Origin of the sequence: Anaerostipes caccae L1-92, assembly GCF_014467075.1 — a bacterium.
Lineage (GTDB): Bacteria > Bacillota > Clostridia > Lachnospirales > Lachnospiraceae > Anaerostipes > Anaerostipes caccae.
The window spans coordinates 882,474-899,692 of sequence record NZ_AP023027.1 but is presented as its reverse complement, the minus strand read 5'-3'; the positions used below and the strand labels follow the sequence as shown (position 1 = coordinate 899,692).

Sequence of the window (17,219 nt, the reverse complement as noted above, 5' to 3'; positions counted from 1 at the left end):
CCTTTATTTGATCCACTTTGGAGACGGATAATATCGAAAGCTTGCTTTTCCTATGATCTCTTCCCTGGTCACATAGTGAGTCTGCCATTCTCTGGCATCATTGGAACTGTTCCGATTGTCTCCCATGACAAAGTATCCGTTCTTCGGCACTTTATACGGTCCGAAATCGTCCACTGGCTCCTCTTTAATATAAGGCTCCTTCAGGGGCTTTTTACTCCCGTTGATATAAACCTTTCCGTCCTTTACCTCGATCGTTTCTCCCGGAAGTGCAATGACTCTCTTAATATACCACTCTGACTCGTCGTCCGGGTACTCAAATATAATCACATCTCCCCGTTCAGGCTCACTGAACAGGTATGCGGTCCTGAATGCAATGAGTTTATCTCCGGTCATGATGGTATTTTCCATGGAACCGCTCGGTATACTGGCGTTGACTATGACGAAATTCGTGATAAACAAAGTAATGGCCAGAGTGGCAGCAATACAGACAATCCAGCTTCTGACTTCTTTCCTGAAGTTTTGTTTTTTCTTATTCTCTTGTTCCTGTTCTTTTTCCATAGATGTCTCCTATACCTTTGCAAAAAACCTCTTTGCCATATCTGCAAAGAGGTTTTTTTTATTTTTAGTCTGTATATCCTCTGCGGATAATCTCATGTCTGCCGGGTCCGTTGGAGATCAGCGTAATCGGATATCCGATCTTTTCCTCGACGAACTCTACGTATTTTCTGCAGTTTTCCGGCAGTTCTTCGTATTTTGTAATTCCGCGGATGTCACTCTTCCATCCCGGAAGTACTTCGATCACCGGTTTTGCTCTCTCCAGATCACCCGTTGTCGGGAAATCGGTCGTTATTTCACCGTCAATATCATAAGCGACGCAGACCGGAATTTCTTCTAAATAGCCAAGAACATCGAGCACGGTAAATGCCACGTCTGTCGTTCCCTGCATCCTGCATCCGTACTTGGAAGCCACGACGTCAAACCATCCCATCCTTCTCGGACGTCCGGTCGTTGCCCCGAATTCACCGCCGTCTCCCCCGCGTTTTCTGAGCTCATCGGCTTCTTCTCCGAAAATCTCACTGACGAAGGCACCTGCGCCTACAGCACTTGAGTATGCTTTAACTACGGTGACAATCTTCTTAATTTCATATGGCGGAATACCTGCACCGATTGCTCCGTACGCCGCTAAAGTGGAGGAAGATGTCACCATCGGATAAATACCGTGGTCCGGGTCCTTTAACGAGCCCAGCTGGCCTTCCAGGAGAATGGTCTTCTGTTCTTTCATCGCTTTGTGAAGAAACAGGGATACATCGCAGACATACGGCGCTACCATTTCCTTGTACTCCATCAGTGTTTCATACAGCTCATCCGGATTAAGAAGGGGTTTGTGGTAGAGATGCTCGAGCAAAACATTCTTCATCTCGCAGATTCTGACCAATTTTTCTTTTAACACTTTGCCGTCAAACAACTCGTTGACCTGGAAACCGATCTTTGCATATTTGTCTGAATAAAACGGTGCGATCCCCGATTTTGTAGATCCGAAGGACCCTTTTCCCAGTCGTTCCTCCTCGTATTCATCAAACAGGATATGGTACGGCATAACGATCTGGGCACGGTCGGAAACGAGAATTTTCGGCTTTGGCACTCCCTGGGAGACGATTTCCCCAATCTCCTTAAAAAGCACAGGAATATTCAGTGCCACACCGTTACCGATAATGCTGGTTGTATGATCATAGAATACACCGGATGGCAGCGTGTGAAGCGCGAACTTTCCGTAGTCGTTGATGATGGTATGCCCGGCATTCGCTCCTCCCTGGAAACGCACGATAATGTCAGAAGTCTCACCTAACATATCCGTGATCTTACCTTTTCCTTCGTCGCCCCAGTTGGCTCCAACTATTGCTTTAACCATATGTGTATCCTCCTAATTATCAATGACGTGTTTTCGCCATTTTCTTTTGCATAAAGCGAACAACATTTTAATATTATATTGTTTTGTCCCATGTGTCAAGAATCCGCATGGAGATTCCTACTTTTCTTTCACAGAAAAGAAGGAATCTACGCGGTGTTTATAGTCCAGCAGGGAATTGTACTGCAGATACTGATAGTTTGTCAGCCATTTATCTTTATCTTCCTCATCCTGGGTCGCAACATTTTTACCGTCTTTTGTCACATATCCGTTGGCATTGATTGCCGGAATCTGTTTCTCCAGTTCTTCCAGATACTGATTATACGGAGTCATTTTTAAATTTGTCTGTTTCAGCATCAGCGTGGACAGATAGTTGGCACTGGTAAGTTTTACATTTTCCTGTTCTTTGATATCATAGTTTGCCCAGATAACAAACGGAACAGTAAATTTCTTCTGCATCTCCTTGATGTTCAGGCTGTTTAAGTCCTTTCCGTAGAGAAGCTCATAGAACTCGTCTTCCAGTTTTGGCTGATGGTCTCCGAACATCACAACGATGGTCGGTTCTTTCTGCTCCTTAAAGTAATCGATCAGCTTCTTAAATGCCCGGTCGGATTCATGGATCAGAGACAGATAACGCTCTGCGGGTTCTGTCTTCTTCTCGTCTTCAATCGTAATTTCCTGCTTGAAGTTATCGTCCGGAAGCAGATATCCGCCGTGGTTCTGAATTGTTACATTAAACATAAACAGAGGATTATCTGATTTTCTGTTCTCGAATGTCTCTATGATCTTGTCATAATCTGACTCGTCGCTGACCCATCCTCTGATTCTCCTGACTTTGGATTCATCCAGCGATGACTCATCCAGGAAGTTGTCGAATCCAAGCAGCGGATACACGCTCTGTCTGTTCCATGCATTCGGCTTATAAGGGTGGAATGCGGTCGTGTCATATCCCTGTTCTTTTAACTGGGTAGCAAGACTCGGCACTTCGTGTTTTACAAACTGGGTATATGCATTTCCGTTCAGCGGAAGAGAAGATACTGAGTTTCCTGTGAGGAACTCATACTCGGAGTTGCTTGTTCCGCCTCCGAATACAGATACCAGCATATCACCCTTGATTGTATTTTCTTTCATAGAATTGATATAAGGCATCACTTCTTTATTTGTCTTGATCTTGTTGACCACATTCAGATCAGAAAATGTCTCGTTCATGATGACGACCACATTTGGTTTCTGCTTCAGATTCTTGTTCTGTCCGGTTGTCACCTCATAATTTTTGGCAATGTCTTTTACCTTATCCACACTGTATCCTTCCGGTTCCGTCCCAAGAAGATACTGTACATTCAGAAGGAAGCTTAAGACAAAGCCGTTTCGTTTATATCCCTTTTTCTGATTGAAAAATTCTACCTTTACGTTATGTGCTTCTAAAAAGTTCACCCTGGTGCAGAAGAAACTCTGTCCCAGTGTTGCCACAACTACAACGGCCAATACCGCCAGACGGTGCTTCCACCGAAACGCCTTGATAGTATCCAGTTTCCATGCTATGATGCACAGTCCCAAACAAATAATTGTAGCAACAATGGCTGCTTTATCATAGGACAGAGTATAGTGATCCGCAACGTCCATAGCAGTACCGAGCGCCCATATATCCGCCGGTGTGATCGGTGTGCCTCTGAACTGCATGACGAAGTAGTTTCCAACCGCACATCCGTATAAGAGCAGATTCCCCACAATAACTGCATATTTGACCCGGTTAAAGATCAGAAGCAGTATTGCAAAGATGATATAGAACCATATGACATTCAAGGCATAGGACAGAATACCCATGACACTGATTGGATTGTAAAATACCTTTTCGACCATATAAAAGGCCAGCCACGGATTCACAATAAATAAGGCCCATGTGAGCCATTTATTCCATTTTTCAGGAATATTCAGCTGAACCAGTAAAAGTACAATCAATCCTACGGCAATGGCAATCGTCAAACCGATGGCCCACATGTCAATCTGGGTTGTCCAAACCCTTGCACAGAGACGGATATCCTGTGTCTTGTTATTCTTTACAAGAGGCTGGAAAACAGAACCCATATCCTTTGAAATGTAAATATACAGAGGATCTTTCTTGTTAATTCCGATTCCTTTAATTTCGTAGGTATAAGTTTCTCCCTTTTCAAGCTTCTGATTCACGACAACTTTGTACCAGCGGTCGTCATGAAGCTCTCTGCGGCGCATAGTGGATTTGACTTCAGCCCTTCCGTCAACTTCCTCCATCGTTGGGGTGATATGAAATACAACATTACCTTTTGAATCTTTTATCGTCAGATCAATGCTTCCCGGTCTTGCATCTCCATAGTTTCTCCCCACACGGAAGTCAATTCTTTCTGCCGAAGTAAAATTAGCTTTAAATTCCTGCTTAATCGTATCCCCGTCTGCAATCGCGATCTTCTCCATGCCGCTTTCCGGTACGCCCTTAGCTACCCGTTCCGCAAACTGATCTTTATTCTTAATACACAGCACACAGAATAAGATCAGACACGCAATAATAAAGTATTTTCCAAACTTGTGAATAAAGCTATGGATTTTTCCCAGTTTGTCTTTCAAACCATTTGATTTACTGTTCATGTTTTCTTCCCACCTAATTTTGTATTTTTTAAACGGCTGTTTTTAAAGCCTGCCCCTCTCTTCAGTGTCCTTAAAAATTTCCAAGTATTTTAAAGTCCTTTACCTCCGCCCGGATGCCGGTCAGAGCATTGCGTATGCCCGGTTCATTTAAGTTTCCGGCCACATCTATATAAAATCCATATTCCCACTGCCTGTTCGGAAGCGGTCTGGATTCAATATTCGTCATACTGACATCATTGAACATAAAATGTGCAAGAATGTTATAAAGAGATCCCGTCTCATGCGGAAGAGAAAAACTGATGCTTACCTTCCCGGCATCTCTCCGGTACTGCTTTTTCTTGGACATAACCACAAAACGGGTGCAGTTATTTCCTTCGTAATTCACCTTGCGCTTCAGCACCTCCAGTCCATAGAGCTTAGCCGCCCGCTCGCTGGAAATCGCAACCTTGGTCGGGTCATTGTCATCCGCAACTTTTTTGGCCGCAACGGCAGTGTTCCTTATGCGAACCTGATCCCAGCCGGTCTCGTCTAAAAATTGCTTGCACTGCATCAGCCCCTGGGGATGTGAATATACCTTGGTCACCTTGGAAAGATCTGTTCCCTTAATGCCTACAAGGGCATGATTGCACTCTACCGTCTCTTCCCCGACTACACATACGTCATGATTCAGGAGCAGATCATAGATGCCGCTCACAGTGCCTGCGGAGGTATTTTCGATGGGCAGAATTCCGTAATCTGCCTTTCCCTCATCCACTGCCACGACCACATCTTTAAATTCATCGGCTGTAAAATGGCTGATATTTTCTCCAAAAAACTGCACCATGGCCTGTTCCTGATACGCTCCGGGAATCCCCTGATATACAACTTTTGTATCTCGGTTGATCTCCAGTTTATCCACCTCTTTAAACATTTTCCGCACGTAGCTGTCTTCTTCCGACAGGAGACTGTACTGGTATCTGCGCCCGATGGACATAAGCTGTAAAAAGAGTTCCTCTGTTCCCTTCTTTAAAAACTCCGGTTCGACTTCGCCTGTTAGCGCCTCTATCTTCTCCTGTTCCCTATCTCTGTCATAAATCGGCTTGCCTGTTCCTTTTTTATACTCTGCAACCTCCTCGGAACAATGCATCCGCTCTTCAAACAGGCGGACAATCTTCCGGTCTATCCGGTCTATGTCCTTTCTTATGTCAAGTAAATCTCTCATTTTTCTTCCTTTTCCTCCAAAGCATCTTTTAACTCCAGGATCGTCTTGTTCAAGACAGGATGCCTCTCATAGGGTGCTATCTGTACGAGAGGCTCCAAAACAAAACTTCGTTTCGGAATCTCTGGATGAGGTATCGTCAAATGATCTCCATGAATCACGATGTCATCATACAGCAAAATATCCAGATCCAGTGTCCTTGGTCCCCAATGTACAATCCGTTCTCTGCCCGCATTATTTTCCAGTCCCTGCAAATATTCGAGGAGTTCCTCAGGTGTCTTCAATGTATCGATCCCGATACATCCGTTGATAAATTTATCCTGCTCCGTATATCCGTAAGGTTCTGTCTCTGCAAGGTCTGACACACAGATCAGCCTGAGATCATCTTCCTGTTTCATCTGTTTTACTGCTTCGTTTATATACTTCATCCGGTCCCCCATATTGGAACCTATCCCAATATATGCCCGGTGCCACTGCCGCTCAATTCTGACAGAGACACTCTGGATCGGCAGCCCGATCGGAGCCCAGGGTTTTTTGACTTCCACCTCTGTCTTCCTGATCAGGTCAAATTCTATCAGAAGCCGCTCTGCAATCGTTTCCGCCACCCGTTCGATCAGGTCAAAGGTATTTCCCTCCATGATCTCCCGAATCCGATGGCATACTTCCCCGTAGTTGACGGAGTATTCTATTTTATCACTCTTGCCGGCCCGTTTTGTATCTGTATACAGTACTGCGGACACAAGAAATTTCTGTCCCAGGACTTTTTCTTCTTTATATACGCCGTGATTGCTGTAAAGCTCCAGCTCTTTTATAATAATCTGATCCATCTTCCCCGCTCCTTTAATAACGGCAGATTGCCTCGATCATAGTGAGGGCGCGCCTGTTTTCCTTAACGTCATGAACCCGGAACATCCGGCAGCCTTTCATATATCCGCTCACCGTAGTGGCCACAGTACCCTCTGTCCTCTCATCTGCCGGCAGATCCAGAGTAAATCCGATCATAGATTTTCTGGATGTACCGAGCAGTACCGGCACCTGAAACTCAAGAAGAAGTTCCAAATGGTTCATGAGCATCAAATTTTGTTCCAAAGTCTTTGCAAATCCAATGCCCGGGTCCAGCAGTATCTGTTCTTTCCGCATGCCGGCCTCCCCGGCAGTCTGCATAGTCTCCCTGAGGTCCTTTATCACATCACTCAAAAAATTCTTGTAATCTGTATTCTTCCGGTTATGCATAAGGCAGGCCGGAAGGCCTTCCCTGGCCAGCAGCGGAGCCATTTTCCCGTCCCACTTGAGTCCCCATATGTCGTTGATCATATCGGCGCCTGCACGGATGCCTTCCTCAGCCACCTGCCACTTGTATGTATCCAGGGAAATGACCGGATCAAACTCTCTTTTCAGTGCCTCAATCACCGGAGCTGTCCTCTCGATCTCTTCATCCACGGTGATCTTTTCATGTCCCGGGCGGGTGGATTCCCCTCCGACATCGATGATATCCGCCCCTTCGCCGAGCATTTGCTCCGCATGCTTCAGAGCCGCATCCAGACGGGTGTATCTTCCTCCATCCGAAAAAGAGTCCGGAGTCACATTGAGTATCCCCATAATATATCCATGGTTTTTCATATCAAATTGTCTTTTTCCTATCTTCATGTCCAGCTCCTAATACCGATATATGTTGTTTTTCTTCTCTTCCGGCCAATAGCATTCTTCTCTCGCCTTACAGTTGCAGCAGTCCCTGGAGAGCTTGTCTGCCCGGCCAAAAAGGCAGGAAAGCTTATCACTGTCCGGCCTTCTGTGGGACCTTAATAAAAGCAGAATGGTGTTCCGCTCCTCTGTGGTATATGGGGACTCAGACAAAATATCCGTGGCGACCCTAATGCCTGCTTCCTCATGGGGAATCCCCTCTGCATACTGCTTTCCCCTTCCGATATCGTGCAGAAAACCTGCGGCATAGATCACATCTTTCTTTACACCCAGCCGTTCTTCAAGTACAAGGATATAAGCAATTCTGGAAACCGCCAGAAAGTGCCCGGTGTCGTGAAGACAGAAGGCCCTTTCTTTCTCCGCATCCTGAATCTGCCGGTAAGCATTCTGATATTCCGGATGATTCGTGATATATAAAAGCCGCTTCACTGCTCTAACCTCTCAGTTCTTTTAAAAATGATAAAGTTCCGAACACGACAATAACATCGTCCTGTCCGCATTCCTTCTTAACCTGCTGATAACATTCTCCAAGACTCCCTCCCTCGGTCACTTTCCGGTAAAACGGACGGGCTGCTTCGGCTAATACCCCCGAAGGCAGGGCACGGTCACCTTCTGGTGTCACCGTGTAGATTTCATCTGACATTGAAGACATGATTTCAAGCATCTGCGGATAATCTTTATCCGACAATACTCCCATTATATAGATTATTTTTTTATTTGTAAAATTCTTTTGAAGGAACTGTAAAAGCTTCTGGGCTCCGTCCGGGTTGTGAGCTCCGTCGCAGAAAGCCGCAGGAACCGCGGAAATACGCTGTAATCGGCCATCCCACCTGGCTTTTTTAAATCCTTTTCTTATGGAATCCTGCCGAAAAATATAAGATTTTTTTAAGATTTGAATGGTCTCCAGAGCGGCTGCGGCATTAAAGATCTGGTGCTCCCCAAGCATACCGATTTCCATATTCCGGTACTCTGTTCCATCTGCACAGACATAAGAAAATACTGAGCCCTCTAAGTTCTCGGATAAGATGGTGACACGGCTTGTGTCTGCGAAGATGAGAGGCACGTTTTTTTCTTCTGCAGCCTTCTCTATCACTTCCCTGGCCTCAGAAGTATTATCGTAAGAAACGGCAGGACATCCTTTTTTCAGGATACCTGCCTTCTCACCTGCGATCTCCTGAATCGTGCTGCCCAGATACTGGGTATGGTCATAGCCGATCGATGCAATGACTGTACAGATCGGGTGCTTTATCACGTTTGTTGCATCCAGTCGTCCCCCAAGCCCTGTTTCCAGAAGGACTGCGTCCACTTTTTTATCGAGAAAATAAAGAAATGAAAGGGCAGTCTCCATTTCGAAGACTGTCGGATGCTCTTTTCCGTCCCTGACCATCTCCTCCGCTGTTTTTTTTATTTTCTCCATATAAAAGCAGAGATCTTCCTTTGTGATGATCTCATCGTTAATACGGAACTTTTCTTCATAGCAGAAAGAAGCAGGAGACACATACCGCCCTGCTTCATAACCCTGCTCTTTGAATACCGACGCAAGAAACGCCAGGGTAGAACCTTTTCCGTTAGTTCCTGCTATATGAACGATCTTCAGCCGGTCCTGGGGATTCCCGAGACGGTTTAACAATTCCCTGATATTGTCAAGTCCTAAAATACTTCCAAACTTATTGGCTCGTCCAATAAATTCCATTGTCGCCTGATAGTTCATGTTAGCTGCCTCCCTGTCTCATCTCTTTTTCTGTTAAGAAAGAAGAGCCTCCCTTATGACGTCCTCAATCTTTTTCACATATACGATCTCGATATTTTCTGTAATCTCTGTATCAAATTCCCTGACATCTTTTTCATTGGCCTTTGGCACAAGTACTTTTGTCATGCCCGCGCGTTTTGCAGCCAGCATTTTTTCTTTCAGTCCCCCGATTGCCAATACCTGTCCTCTGATCGTCACCTCTCCGGTCATTGCCACAGTTCCCTGGACTTTTCTTCCCGTGATCGCCGAGATGAGGGCAAGAGTCATGGTAATTCCGGCAGACGGTCCGTCTTTTGGCACCGCACCTTCCGGAATGTGAATGTGGATATCGTGAGATTCAAAGAAATCATCCTTGATCTTATATTTGCCGCTCTTGCTCCGGATATAGCTGACTGCAGCCTGGGCCGATTCCTTCATCACATCACCAAGAGATCCTGTGACGGTAAACTTGCCCTTCCCCGGCATTGTGTTTACTTCCACGTTGAGCATGACGCCTCCGACACTGGTCCATGCCAGTCCGTGCACGATTCCCACCTCGTCCTTCAAATTTTCTTTTTCCAGTTCATACGGAGCCGTTCCCAGATAATCCCGGACTGCTTTTTTCGTCACCGTCACTTTTTTCTTCTTTCCCTGATAAATGTCTTTTGTAATCTTTCGGGAAACATTTCCAATGGTTCTCTCCAGGCTTCTCACACCCGCTTCTCTCGTATAACTGTCGATCAGCAGCCTGAGAGCATCGTCCTTCCAGACAATTTCCTTCGGAGTCAGCCCGTTGGCTTCCATCTGCTTTTTTACCAGATAATTTTTGGCGATGTGAAATTTCTCGTTTTCAGAGTAACTGGAAACTTCTATGACCTCCATCCGGTCTAAAAGCGGTTTTGGGATCGTGGAAAGATCATTTGCCGTGGCGATGAACAGTACATCACTTAAATCCAGCGGCACTTCCAGATAATGATCCCGGAAATGTTCGTTCTGCTCTCCGTCCAGGACTTCCAGGAGCGCCGATGCCGTATCTCCTCTCTGGTCCTTTCCCACCTTATCCACTTCATCCAGAAGCATCAGCGGGTTGCGTACTTTAGCCTGACGGATCGCTGCCACGATCCTTCCCGGCATAGCTCCCACGTAAGTCTTCCTGTGCCCCCGGATCTCGGACTCGTCTCTGACGCCTCCCAGTGATAATCTCACATATTCTTTGTGGGTAGCCCTGGCAATCGACCTTGCGATGGATGTTTTCCCCGTTCCCGGAGGGCCCACAAGGCAGAGGATAGCCGCGTCCTTCTTCTGGCTCATGGCCCTTGCCGCCAGATATTCCAGAACCCGCTCCTTCACTTTCTTCAGTCCATAGTGATCTGCTTCCAGAATCTTTTCTGCTTCTTCCAGATCCATGGAATCTTCCGAAAGCTTTTCCCACGGCACATCCAGCATAATCTCGATGTAAGTTCTGAGCACCGCGCTCTCGGCGGCACTGTTTCCCATAGCCTGGAACCGGGAGATTTCTTTCTTTATCTTGTCCTTCACCTCTTCGCCGGCTTCCATTTCAGAAAGACTGCGCAGGAACTCATCGGCTTCATCTGCGATATTGGTCTCTCCAAGTTCTTCCCGGATCACCTTGAGCTGTTCCCTCAGCATATATTCACGCTGATTGTCGTCAATATTCTCTTTAACCTTCTCCTGAATGTCCAGCCTCAAATAGGCGAGACGCAGTTCCTGTTCCAGAAGCACAAGCATCAGCTCACATCTCCGTTTTAAGTCCATCTCTTCCAGAAGTTTTTGTTTGTTCTGAAGAGAAAACGGAAGATGGGTTGCCAAATGGTCCACAAACACTTCCAGATCTGTCTGCATGAGGATATAACTGTATACATTAGGGTCCATCTGATTCCAAACCCCGGTATATTTTTCAAAACTTTCTTTTAAGGCTCTGAATACCGCCTCCTTCTCATCCTGTTCAAATTCCTGCTGCTCTGTATGCTGATAAGCCGCTTCCACCCGGAATATCGGTTCTTCCTCACAGACTTCCAGAATTTCAGCCCGGAACATGCCCTCGGCGAAAACCCGGATAATATTTTGAGGCAGTTTTACTACCTGGCGGATTCTCGCCAATGTCCCGATCTGGTAGAGGTCGTAAGATTTAGGATCTTCCATCGCCGGATCGATCTGATTATCCAAAAAAATCATCTGATCGTTCTGCATGGCTTCCTCGATCGCGCGCACCGATTTACTCCGTGAGACATCAAAATGAATCACCGAATTCGGATATATGTATTTCCCTCTCAGCGCAAGCATCGGTAATACTTTTTTCATCTGTTTCTCCTTCGTTGTTATATCGTTATTTATGCCAAAAAAACTGCCTCAATAGCAAGAAATTCTTGTATTAAAGCAGTTTGTTGACTTTGGGCCGGATGTCTTATGCTATCTCGCCATTGCTCTTCTTCGTTCTTTTTTTTACGCCTGACGTCCTCTTTGATCTGTCATCAGACCTCTCGATCACCGGCTCTTCCGAAGATTCTACAACGCCTCTGGTGATCACGCATTTGGACACTTTCTCGTCAGAAGGCACCTGATACATCAGATCCATGATGACGCCTTCCATGATGGCCCTTAACCCCCTGGCTCCTGTCTTTCTCTCCATGGCCTTCTCTGCAATCGCTTCCAAAGCACCATCTTCAAATTCCAGGTCTACTCCGTCGAGTTCAAACAGCTTCTGATACTGTTTCACCAGTGCGCTCTTCGGTTCTTTCAGTATGCGCACAAGCGCTTCTCTGTCCAGAGGATTTAAGGATACATTCACTGGAACTCTTCCGATGAACTCAGGAATCAGACCAAATTTTACGAAGTCTTCGGGCAGAACCTGCTGAAGCAGACTTCCGATGTCTTCTTTCTGTCCATTTCCAATTTCTGCATTGAATCCGATAGACTTCTGTCCGATTCTGGATTCAATAATCTTCTCCAGCCCGTCAAAAGCTCCTCCACAGATAAACAGGATATTGGTTGTATCAATCTGTATAAACTCCTGGTGCGGATGCTTCCGTCCTCCCTGCGGCGGAACAGAGGCTACCGTACCCTCGATGATCTTTAATAAAGCCTGCTGCACGCCTTCCCCGGAGACATCTCTGGTGATAGAGGTGTTTTCTGACTTTCTTGTAATCTTATCAATCTCGTCAATATAAATAATCCCGCACTGTGCCCGTTCGATGTCATAGTCTGCCGCCTGGATAATCTTTAAGAGAATATTCTCCACATCCTCTCCCACATAGCCGGCTTCAGTCAGCGCCGTAGCGTCTGCGATGGCAAACGGAACGTTGAGCATCTTTGCCAATGTCTGGGCAAGCAGCGTTTTTCCTGATCCCGTTGGCCCAAGCATTATAATATTGCTCTTCTGAAGATCAATATCTGAGGAATCTCCCAGAAGGATCCTCTTGTAGTGATTATAGACTGCTACAGACAGCACTTTCTTGGCCTCGTCCTGTCCGATCACATAATCGTCCAAAAATGCTTTGATTTCTTTCGGTTTATTTAAATGGATCTCTGTATCATCAATATACTGCTCAAATTCCTCTGCAATGATATCCGCACAGACCTCAATACATTCATCACATATATAGACGCCTTTTGCCTTCGGCCCTGCGATCAGTTTTCTCACCTGGTCCTGGGTCTTATTGCAAAAAGAGCAACGAAGCTGCTTTTTGTCATCGCTGTGATTTACCATAGAATTACCTCGCTCTTTCTAATTATGATTCCCTCTTCTTGTCAAAGACGGCATCAATCAGTCCGTACTCCACAGCTTCCTCTGCAGTCAGCCAGTTGTCACGGTCCGTATCCCGTTCGATGACTTCTAATGGTTTTCCTGTATTTTCACTTAAAATGCGGTTTAAGCGCTTCTTCGTCTGTAAAATATGCTCTGCGGCAATCTGGATCTCTGTTGCCTGACCCTGAGCTCCGCCCATCGGCTGGTGGATCATGATCTCGGCATTCGGCAGCGCCATACGCTTTCCTTTTGCTCCCCCTGAAAGCAGGAAAGATCCCATGCTGGCTGCCATACCCATGCAGATCGTAGACACATCACACTTGATGAAATTCATCGTGTCATAGATGGCCATGCCTGCTGTGACAGATCCCCCCGGACTGTTGATATACAGGCTGATATCCTTCTCCGGGTCTTCTGCTTCCAGAAAAAGAAGCTGGGATACAATCAGGCTTGCTGAAACATCGGTAACTTCTTCTCCCAGGAAGATGATTCTTTCTTTTAATAAGCGGGAATAAATGTCATAAGAACGCTCCCCGCGGCTTGTTTGTTCAATGACATAAGGTACTAAACTCATCTTAAATTCCTCCCGGTTTTCTATCTTTCAATTATTTTGTCTGGCAGGAACTGATCAGGAAATCTACTGCCTTCTGAACAGCAATATCATCCATCATCTGTTCCTTCTGGCTTCCCTGTACCATCTTCTCTAACTGTTCTGTTTCCATCTGATACATACCAGCCATTTTTTCTAATTCTTTCTTAAAGTCTTCTTCACTGGCCTCGATACTTTCTGCCGCAGCGATCGCCTCTAATACAAGACGGGTCTGGATTCTCTTTAATGCCTGAGGCTTTAACTCTTCCGCAAACTTCTGAGCATCGCTCCCTGTATACTGAAGGTACTGTTCCATGTTAAGTCCCTGGTAGCTGAGTCTCTGTGAGAACTCGTCTGCCATCTGCTGTACCTGCTCTTCGATCATGGCATCAGGGATGTCCATGGATGCATTCTCCACTGCCTGGTCAACCAATGCATTTTCTTTTTCTGTCTTGGCAGCTTCTTCCTTCTGTGCCTTAATATTTTTCTTGATTTCTTTCTTGTAGTCTTCCAGAGTCTCAAACTCGGAAACTTCAGATGCAAATTCATCGTCTAATTCCGGAAGTTCTTTTTCTTTAATTCCTTTGATTTTCACTTCAAAAACAGCCGGTTTTCCTGCCAGTTCCGGTGCATGGTACTGTTCCGGGAACGTTACGTTGACTTCGATTTCATCACCGATATTTTTGCCGATCAGCTGCTCCTCAAATCCTTCAATAAAGGTACCTGATCCGATAACCAGAGTCTGGTCTTCAGCCGTTCCTCCTTCAAACTTTTCACCGTCAACAGATCCTGAGTAATCAATCAGAGTGATGTCTCCGTCTTTGACCGGGCGGTCCTCTACTGTAATCTCCCTGGCATTTGCTTCCTGTTCCTTCTTCAGCTGCTCTTCAATTTCTTCTTTTGTTACGCGGATTTTCTTTTCTTCGACTTCCAGTCCTTTATATTCTCCAAGAGTCACTTCCGGTTTAACCGCAATCTCGGCTGTAAAAATAAACGGTTTCCCTTTTTCTAACTGAACTACGTCGATATCAGGTCTGGAAACAATATCCAGGTCAGAATCTTTCATTGATTCACTGTATGCTTCAGGAATCAAAATATTCGCGGCATCCTCGTAAAAAACTTCTACTCCATATGCTTTTTCAATAAAGTTTTGAGGTACTTTTCCTTTTCTGAATCCAGGTACGCTGAACTGTGATTTCTTCTTATTATATGCTTTTTTGATCGCTGCATCTAATTTTTCAGGCTCTACCTCAATCGTCACTTTTACCATATTATTGTCTAACTTTTCAACTTGTAATCCCATTCTTACAAATCCTCCTAAAATATCATTATCTTTGTTGTAGTTTTATACAAACATTAAGTCATTATACCATGACGTTTCCGACCTGTCGACTGAAAATACAGATTTTACGCCATTTCTGTCAAATGAAGCCTTCCTACTGCTTTACTCCCTGATAGACATATTCACCGGATGTCTGAAGAATTCTCGGAGCCTTGCTCACGATTTTCACCGTAAATGCATCTCCCTTCTTCAGATCCTTTTTGGATACTTCCAACAGATGTTCGTTGTGGAATGTCGTATTGATCTTCGTCTCATCCACATACACCTGGCAGAAGTTTGTGAAGTTATTTCCTTCTATAAATATACTGTTCTCAGTCTCATAAGCTTTTGTCACATTGACTTTTTTAATGCCAAACGAGATATCTGTCGCCTGAAATGGATTTTTTTGATCCCAGACATACTGCTTGCCGTAAAGCATATCATACTGCAGTGTCTTCATATCCTTCTGGTAATTTTTCGTGCCCTGCCGGGTCTGGTGAAAACTGTTCATGACACCGTTTTTGATGTTCAGCTTAGCAAGGATATCGGAACCGAGCTGATAAGCTTCGATCACTCCGTCCTTCTTTTTCAGTCCCATGTTATCCCAGATAAAATAGCTTGTCTCATATTTATTCCCGTAGGTCAGATCTTTATCGTCTACCTCAAGACTAGGAAGATGGTCGCCATACATCACAAGAACCGTATCTTCACCCCGTTTTTTCAGTGCACTCACCAGATCTCCCACAAACTGGTCCATCTGGTATACCTGATTGGCATAGTAGGTATATTTGTTCTTTAAAGCCTCATCTTTGATTCCGCCTACGACCTTGATCTTTGGATTTTCAATAATCTCTGTCTTAGGATAATCTCCGTGCCCCTGGACAGAAATTGTATAGATATAGTCTTGTCCCTTTGTAGAATCCAAAGCGTTCAGAATACAGCCTGTGAGTATCGTATCCTTGGCCCATCCGTTTTCTGTCCACTTTTTGATATTCATACATTCTTTGGAGGTGAAGGTGTCAAACCCCAGCTGGGAGAAAACCAGATCCCTGTCATAGAAGGCGGCACTGTTGTTGTGGATAGCATGCGCAGTATAACCATTTTCCTTCAGCAATGTGGCCATGCTCTCTGTGGTAGTCGACTGCAGGACAGTTTTGTAAGGGTATTCCGCCGCTCCGAAATGATCCAGGTTCATGCCTGTAATCGCCTCAAATTCGGAATTGGCAGTCCCGGCACCGTAAGACGGCATGCTCAGCTGTCCAGAAGAGTATCCCTTCATATATTTGTGGAAATTAGGAAGCGGGTCCTGATTGAACTTCACTCCTTTTACCTGGGTGATATCAAAGTGTGACTCCAGCTGTACAAAAATAATATTCGGCTTCCTGACTCTGCCCTTTTTCTTATCCTGCGCCTGTTTGGTCTTTTGCTCAATCTGGTCAATTTTATCTTCTGAATAGTTGGACGGTTTATCAATCCCATTTTTCAAGGCAGTAATTGAAAAGCAATACGGTGTCCCGTAATCTCCATAGGCAATCCGGATGTTGCCGATCCTGTCTGTGAGCATATTGCTCCTGAAACCATATACAGTTGTCCCTCCGAATGCCGCAAAAATAACAGCAACCGCAAGGATATTCCTCTTATACTGCAGATTCTGTTTTTTGGGCAGATACAGAAATCCTACAACGAGCAGCACCAGTACGATTAAAATAAGTGCACCCATAAAGACGATGGCTGACGGCGAATAATAGTTGGTCATGACCGGAAGTACAGATTTCATCAGTGTGACGTCTACATACGTGAATGGAGTATTTCTGGCACTGAGCATCAGAAAATTGACGATCCCGATGACTGACCAGACCAATGTCACTATAATGTAGGTAAACAGCCTTCGCTTCACGATCAATACCACAGAATAAGTGACAAAAATGATGAATGCGCTGTACAGAAACATCTTGGTCCTGTCATTGACAAAGCCGAATACTCCCTGGTCAAATGTCTGGCGCCCGAGAACTTCCAGTAAAAATGCCATGCCAAATGCCAGCACAATATTGCACAGAACAGGAACCTTCTCGATCCACTTCCCAATCTGCCTTACTATATTCTTTACCAAAGATTTCATGATACTCTCCTTACTTTGATTCTGTCTTTCAAAAAAGGCCCCGAAAAACTCGGAGATTTCTTATTTGCAAAAAGTCATACAGTGTATTATAACACTGTCATTCCAAAGTATCTATACTTTAATTGTGAAAAATTTCTTAAATGCTCTGCCCAGATTGACAGTTTTCTGTATCCATGATACGATGCTCTAGGAAACTTTTCTTATGGTTTTTTGTAAAGTTTCTAGTTTATATAAAGAAAGGAGCAGAACAGTTTTAAGCGCCATGCACCTT

At 45.1% G+C, this 17,219-nt stretch carries 13 protein-coding genes; all 13 read right to left on the bottom strand.

The features are described from left to right. Positions 1–3: 3 nt before the first annotated feature. Positions 4–558 (bottom strand): signal peptidase I, encoded by a 555-nt coding sequence (gene lepB, locus ANCC_RS04420; protein ID WP_006566523.1) that lies wholly within the window; start codon positions 556–558, stop codon positions 4–6. A 64-nt stretch (positions 559–622) separates the two neighbouring features. Then, a complete protein-coding gene (locus ANCC_RS04415; RefSeq protein WP_006566524.1) occupies positions 623–1,909 on the bottom strand; it encodes an adenylosuccinate synthase in 1,287 nt (428 codons plus the stop codon). A 117-nt stretch (positions 1,910–2,026) separates the two neighbouring features. After that, the gene (locus ANCC_RS04410; protein ID WP_006566525.1) at positions 2,027–4,525 is read right to left on the bottom strand and encodes an LTA synthase family protein; all 2,499 of its coding nucleotides are present in this window, start codon (positions 4,523–4,525) and stop codon (positions 2,027–2,029) included. A 70-nt stretch (positions 4,526–4,595) separates the two neighbouring features. Further along, positions 4,596–5,726, bottom strand: coding sequence for a chorismate mutase (locus tag ANCC_RS04405; protein WP_006566526.1), 1,131 nt, complete (start codon positions 5,724–5,726; stop codon positions 4,596–4,598). Next, positions 5,723–6,550, bottom strand: coding sequence for a 2-amino-4-hydroxy-6-hydroxymethyldihydropteridine diphosphokinase (gene folK, locus ANCC_RS04400; RefSeq protein WP_006566527.1), 828 nt, complete (start codon positions 6,548–6,550; stop codon positions 5,723–5,725). Before folK ends, ANCC_RS04405 begins: the two co-directional genes overlap by 4 nt. A 13-nt stretch (positions 6,551–6,563) precedes the next feature. Beyond that, the gene (folP, locus tag ANCC_RS04395; protein WP_006566528.1) at positions 6,564–7,370 is read right to left on the bottom strand and encodes a dihydropteroate synthase; all 807 of its coding nucleotides are present in this window, start codon (positions 7,368–7,370) and stop codon (positions 6,564–6,566) included. 9 nt (positions 7,371–7,379) lie between these two features. Further along, positions 7,380–7,853 carry an HD domain-containing protein gene (locus ANCC_RS04390; RefSeq protein WP_006566529.1) on the bottom strand — a complete coding sequence of 158 codons (474 nt, stop codon included), beginning with the start codon at positions 7,851–7,853 and terminating at the stop codon, positions 7,380–7,382. Positions 7,854–7,857: 4 nt separating this feature from the next. Then, entirely contained in the window at positions 7,858–9,135 is a 1,278-nt protein-coding gene (locus ANCC_RS04385; protein ID WP_006566530.1) for a bifunctional folylpolyglutamate synthase/dihydrofolate synthase, read from the bottom strand. Between the two features lie 33 nt (positions 9,136–9,168). Beyond that, entirely contained in the window at positions 9,169–11,475 is a 2,307-nt protein-coding gene (lon, locus tag ANCC_RS04380; protein ID WP_006566531.1) for an endopeptidase La, read from the bottom strand. A 103-nt stretch (positions 11,476–11,578) separates the two neighbouring features. After that, positions 11,579–12,880 (bottom strand): ATP-dependent Clp protease ATP-binding subunit ClpX, encoded by a 1,302-nt coding sequence (gene clpX / locus ANCC_RS04375; protein WP_006566532.1) that lies wholly within the window; start codon positions 12,878–12,880, stop codon positions 11,579–11,581. Positions 12,881–12,902: 22 nt separating this feature from the next. Continuing rightward, positions 12,903–13,493 (bottom strand): ATP-dependent Clp endopeptidase proteolytic subunit ClpP, encoded by a 591-nt coding sequence (clpP, locus tag ANCC_RS04370; protein ID WP_006566533.1) that lies wholly within the window; start codon positions 13,491–13,493, stop codon positions 12,903–12,905. 31 nt (positions 13,494–13,524) lie between these two features. Beyond that, on the bottom strand, positions 13,525–14,811 hold the full coding sequence (tig, locus tag ANCC_RS04365; protein WP_006566534.1) for a trigger factor: 1,287 nt from the start codon (positions 14,809–14,811) through the stop codon (positions 13,525–13,527). Positions 14,812–14,944: 133 nt separating this feature from the next. Then, a complete protein-coding gene (locus tag ANCC_RS04360; RefSeq protein ID WP_156340665.1) occupies positions 14,945–16,948 on the bottom strand; it encodes an LTA synthase family protein in 2,004 nt (667 codons plus the stop codon). Positions 16,949–17,219 lie beyond the last annotated feature (271 nt).

Bases quoted from the DNA above. Each gene is read 5' to 3' on its own strand.
- lepB (WP_006566523.1), bottom strand. From the start codon at position 558: ATGGAAAAAGAACAGGAACAAGAGAATAAGAAAAAACAAAACTTCAGG.
- ANCC_RS04415 (WP_006566524.1), bottom strand. From the start codon at position 1,909: ATGGTTAAAGCAATAGTTGGAGCCAACTGGGGCGACGAAGGAAAAGGT.
- ANCC_RS04410 (WP_006566525.1), bottom strand. From the start codon at position 4,525: ATGAACAGTAAATCAAATGGTTTGAAAGACAAACTGGGAAAAATCCAT.
- ANCC_RS04405 (WP_006566526.1), bottom strand. From the start codon at position 5,726: ATGAGAGATTTACTTGACATAAGAAAGGACATAGACCGGATAGACCGG.
- folK (WP_006566527.1), bottom strand. From the start codon at position 6,550: ATGGATCAGATTATTATAAAAGAGCTGGAGCTTTACAGCAATCACGGC.
- folP (WP_006566528.1), bottom strand. From the start codon at position 7,370: ATGAAGATAGGAAAAAGACAATTTGATATGAAAAACCATGGATATATT.
- ANCC_RS04385 (WP_006566530.1), bottom strand. From the start codon at position 9,135: ATGAACTATCAGGCGACAATGGAATTTATTGGACGAGCCAATAAGTTT.
- lon (WP_006566531.1), bottom strand. From the start codon at position 11,475: ATGAAAAAAGTATTACCGATGCTTGCGCTGAGAGGGAAATACATATAT.
- clpX (WP_006566532.1), bottom strand. From the start codon at position 12,880: ATGGTAAATCACAGCGATGACAAAAAGCAGCTTCGTTGCTCTTTTTGC.
- clpP (WP_006566533.1), bottom strand. From the start codon at position 13,493: ATGAGTTTAGTACCTTATGTCATTGAACAAACAAGCCGCGGGGAGCGT.
- tig (WP_006566534.1), bottom strand. From the start codon at position 14,811: ATGGGATTACAAGTTGAAAAGTTAGACAATAATATGGTAAAAGTGACG.
- ANCC_RS04360 (WP_156340665.1), bottom strand. From the start codon at position 16,948: ATGAAATCTTTGGTAAAGAATATAGTAAGGCAGATTGGGAAGTGGATC.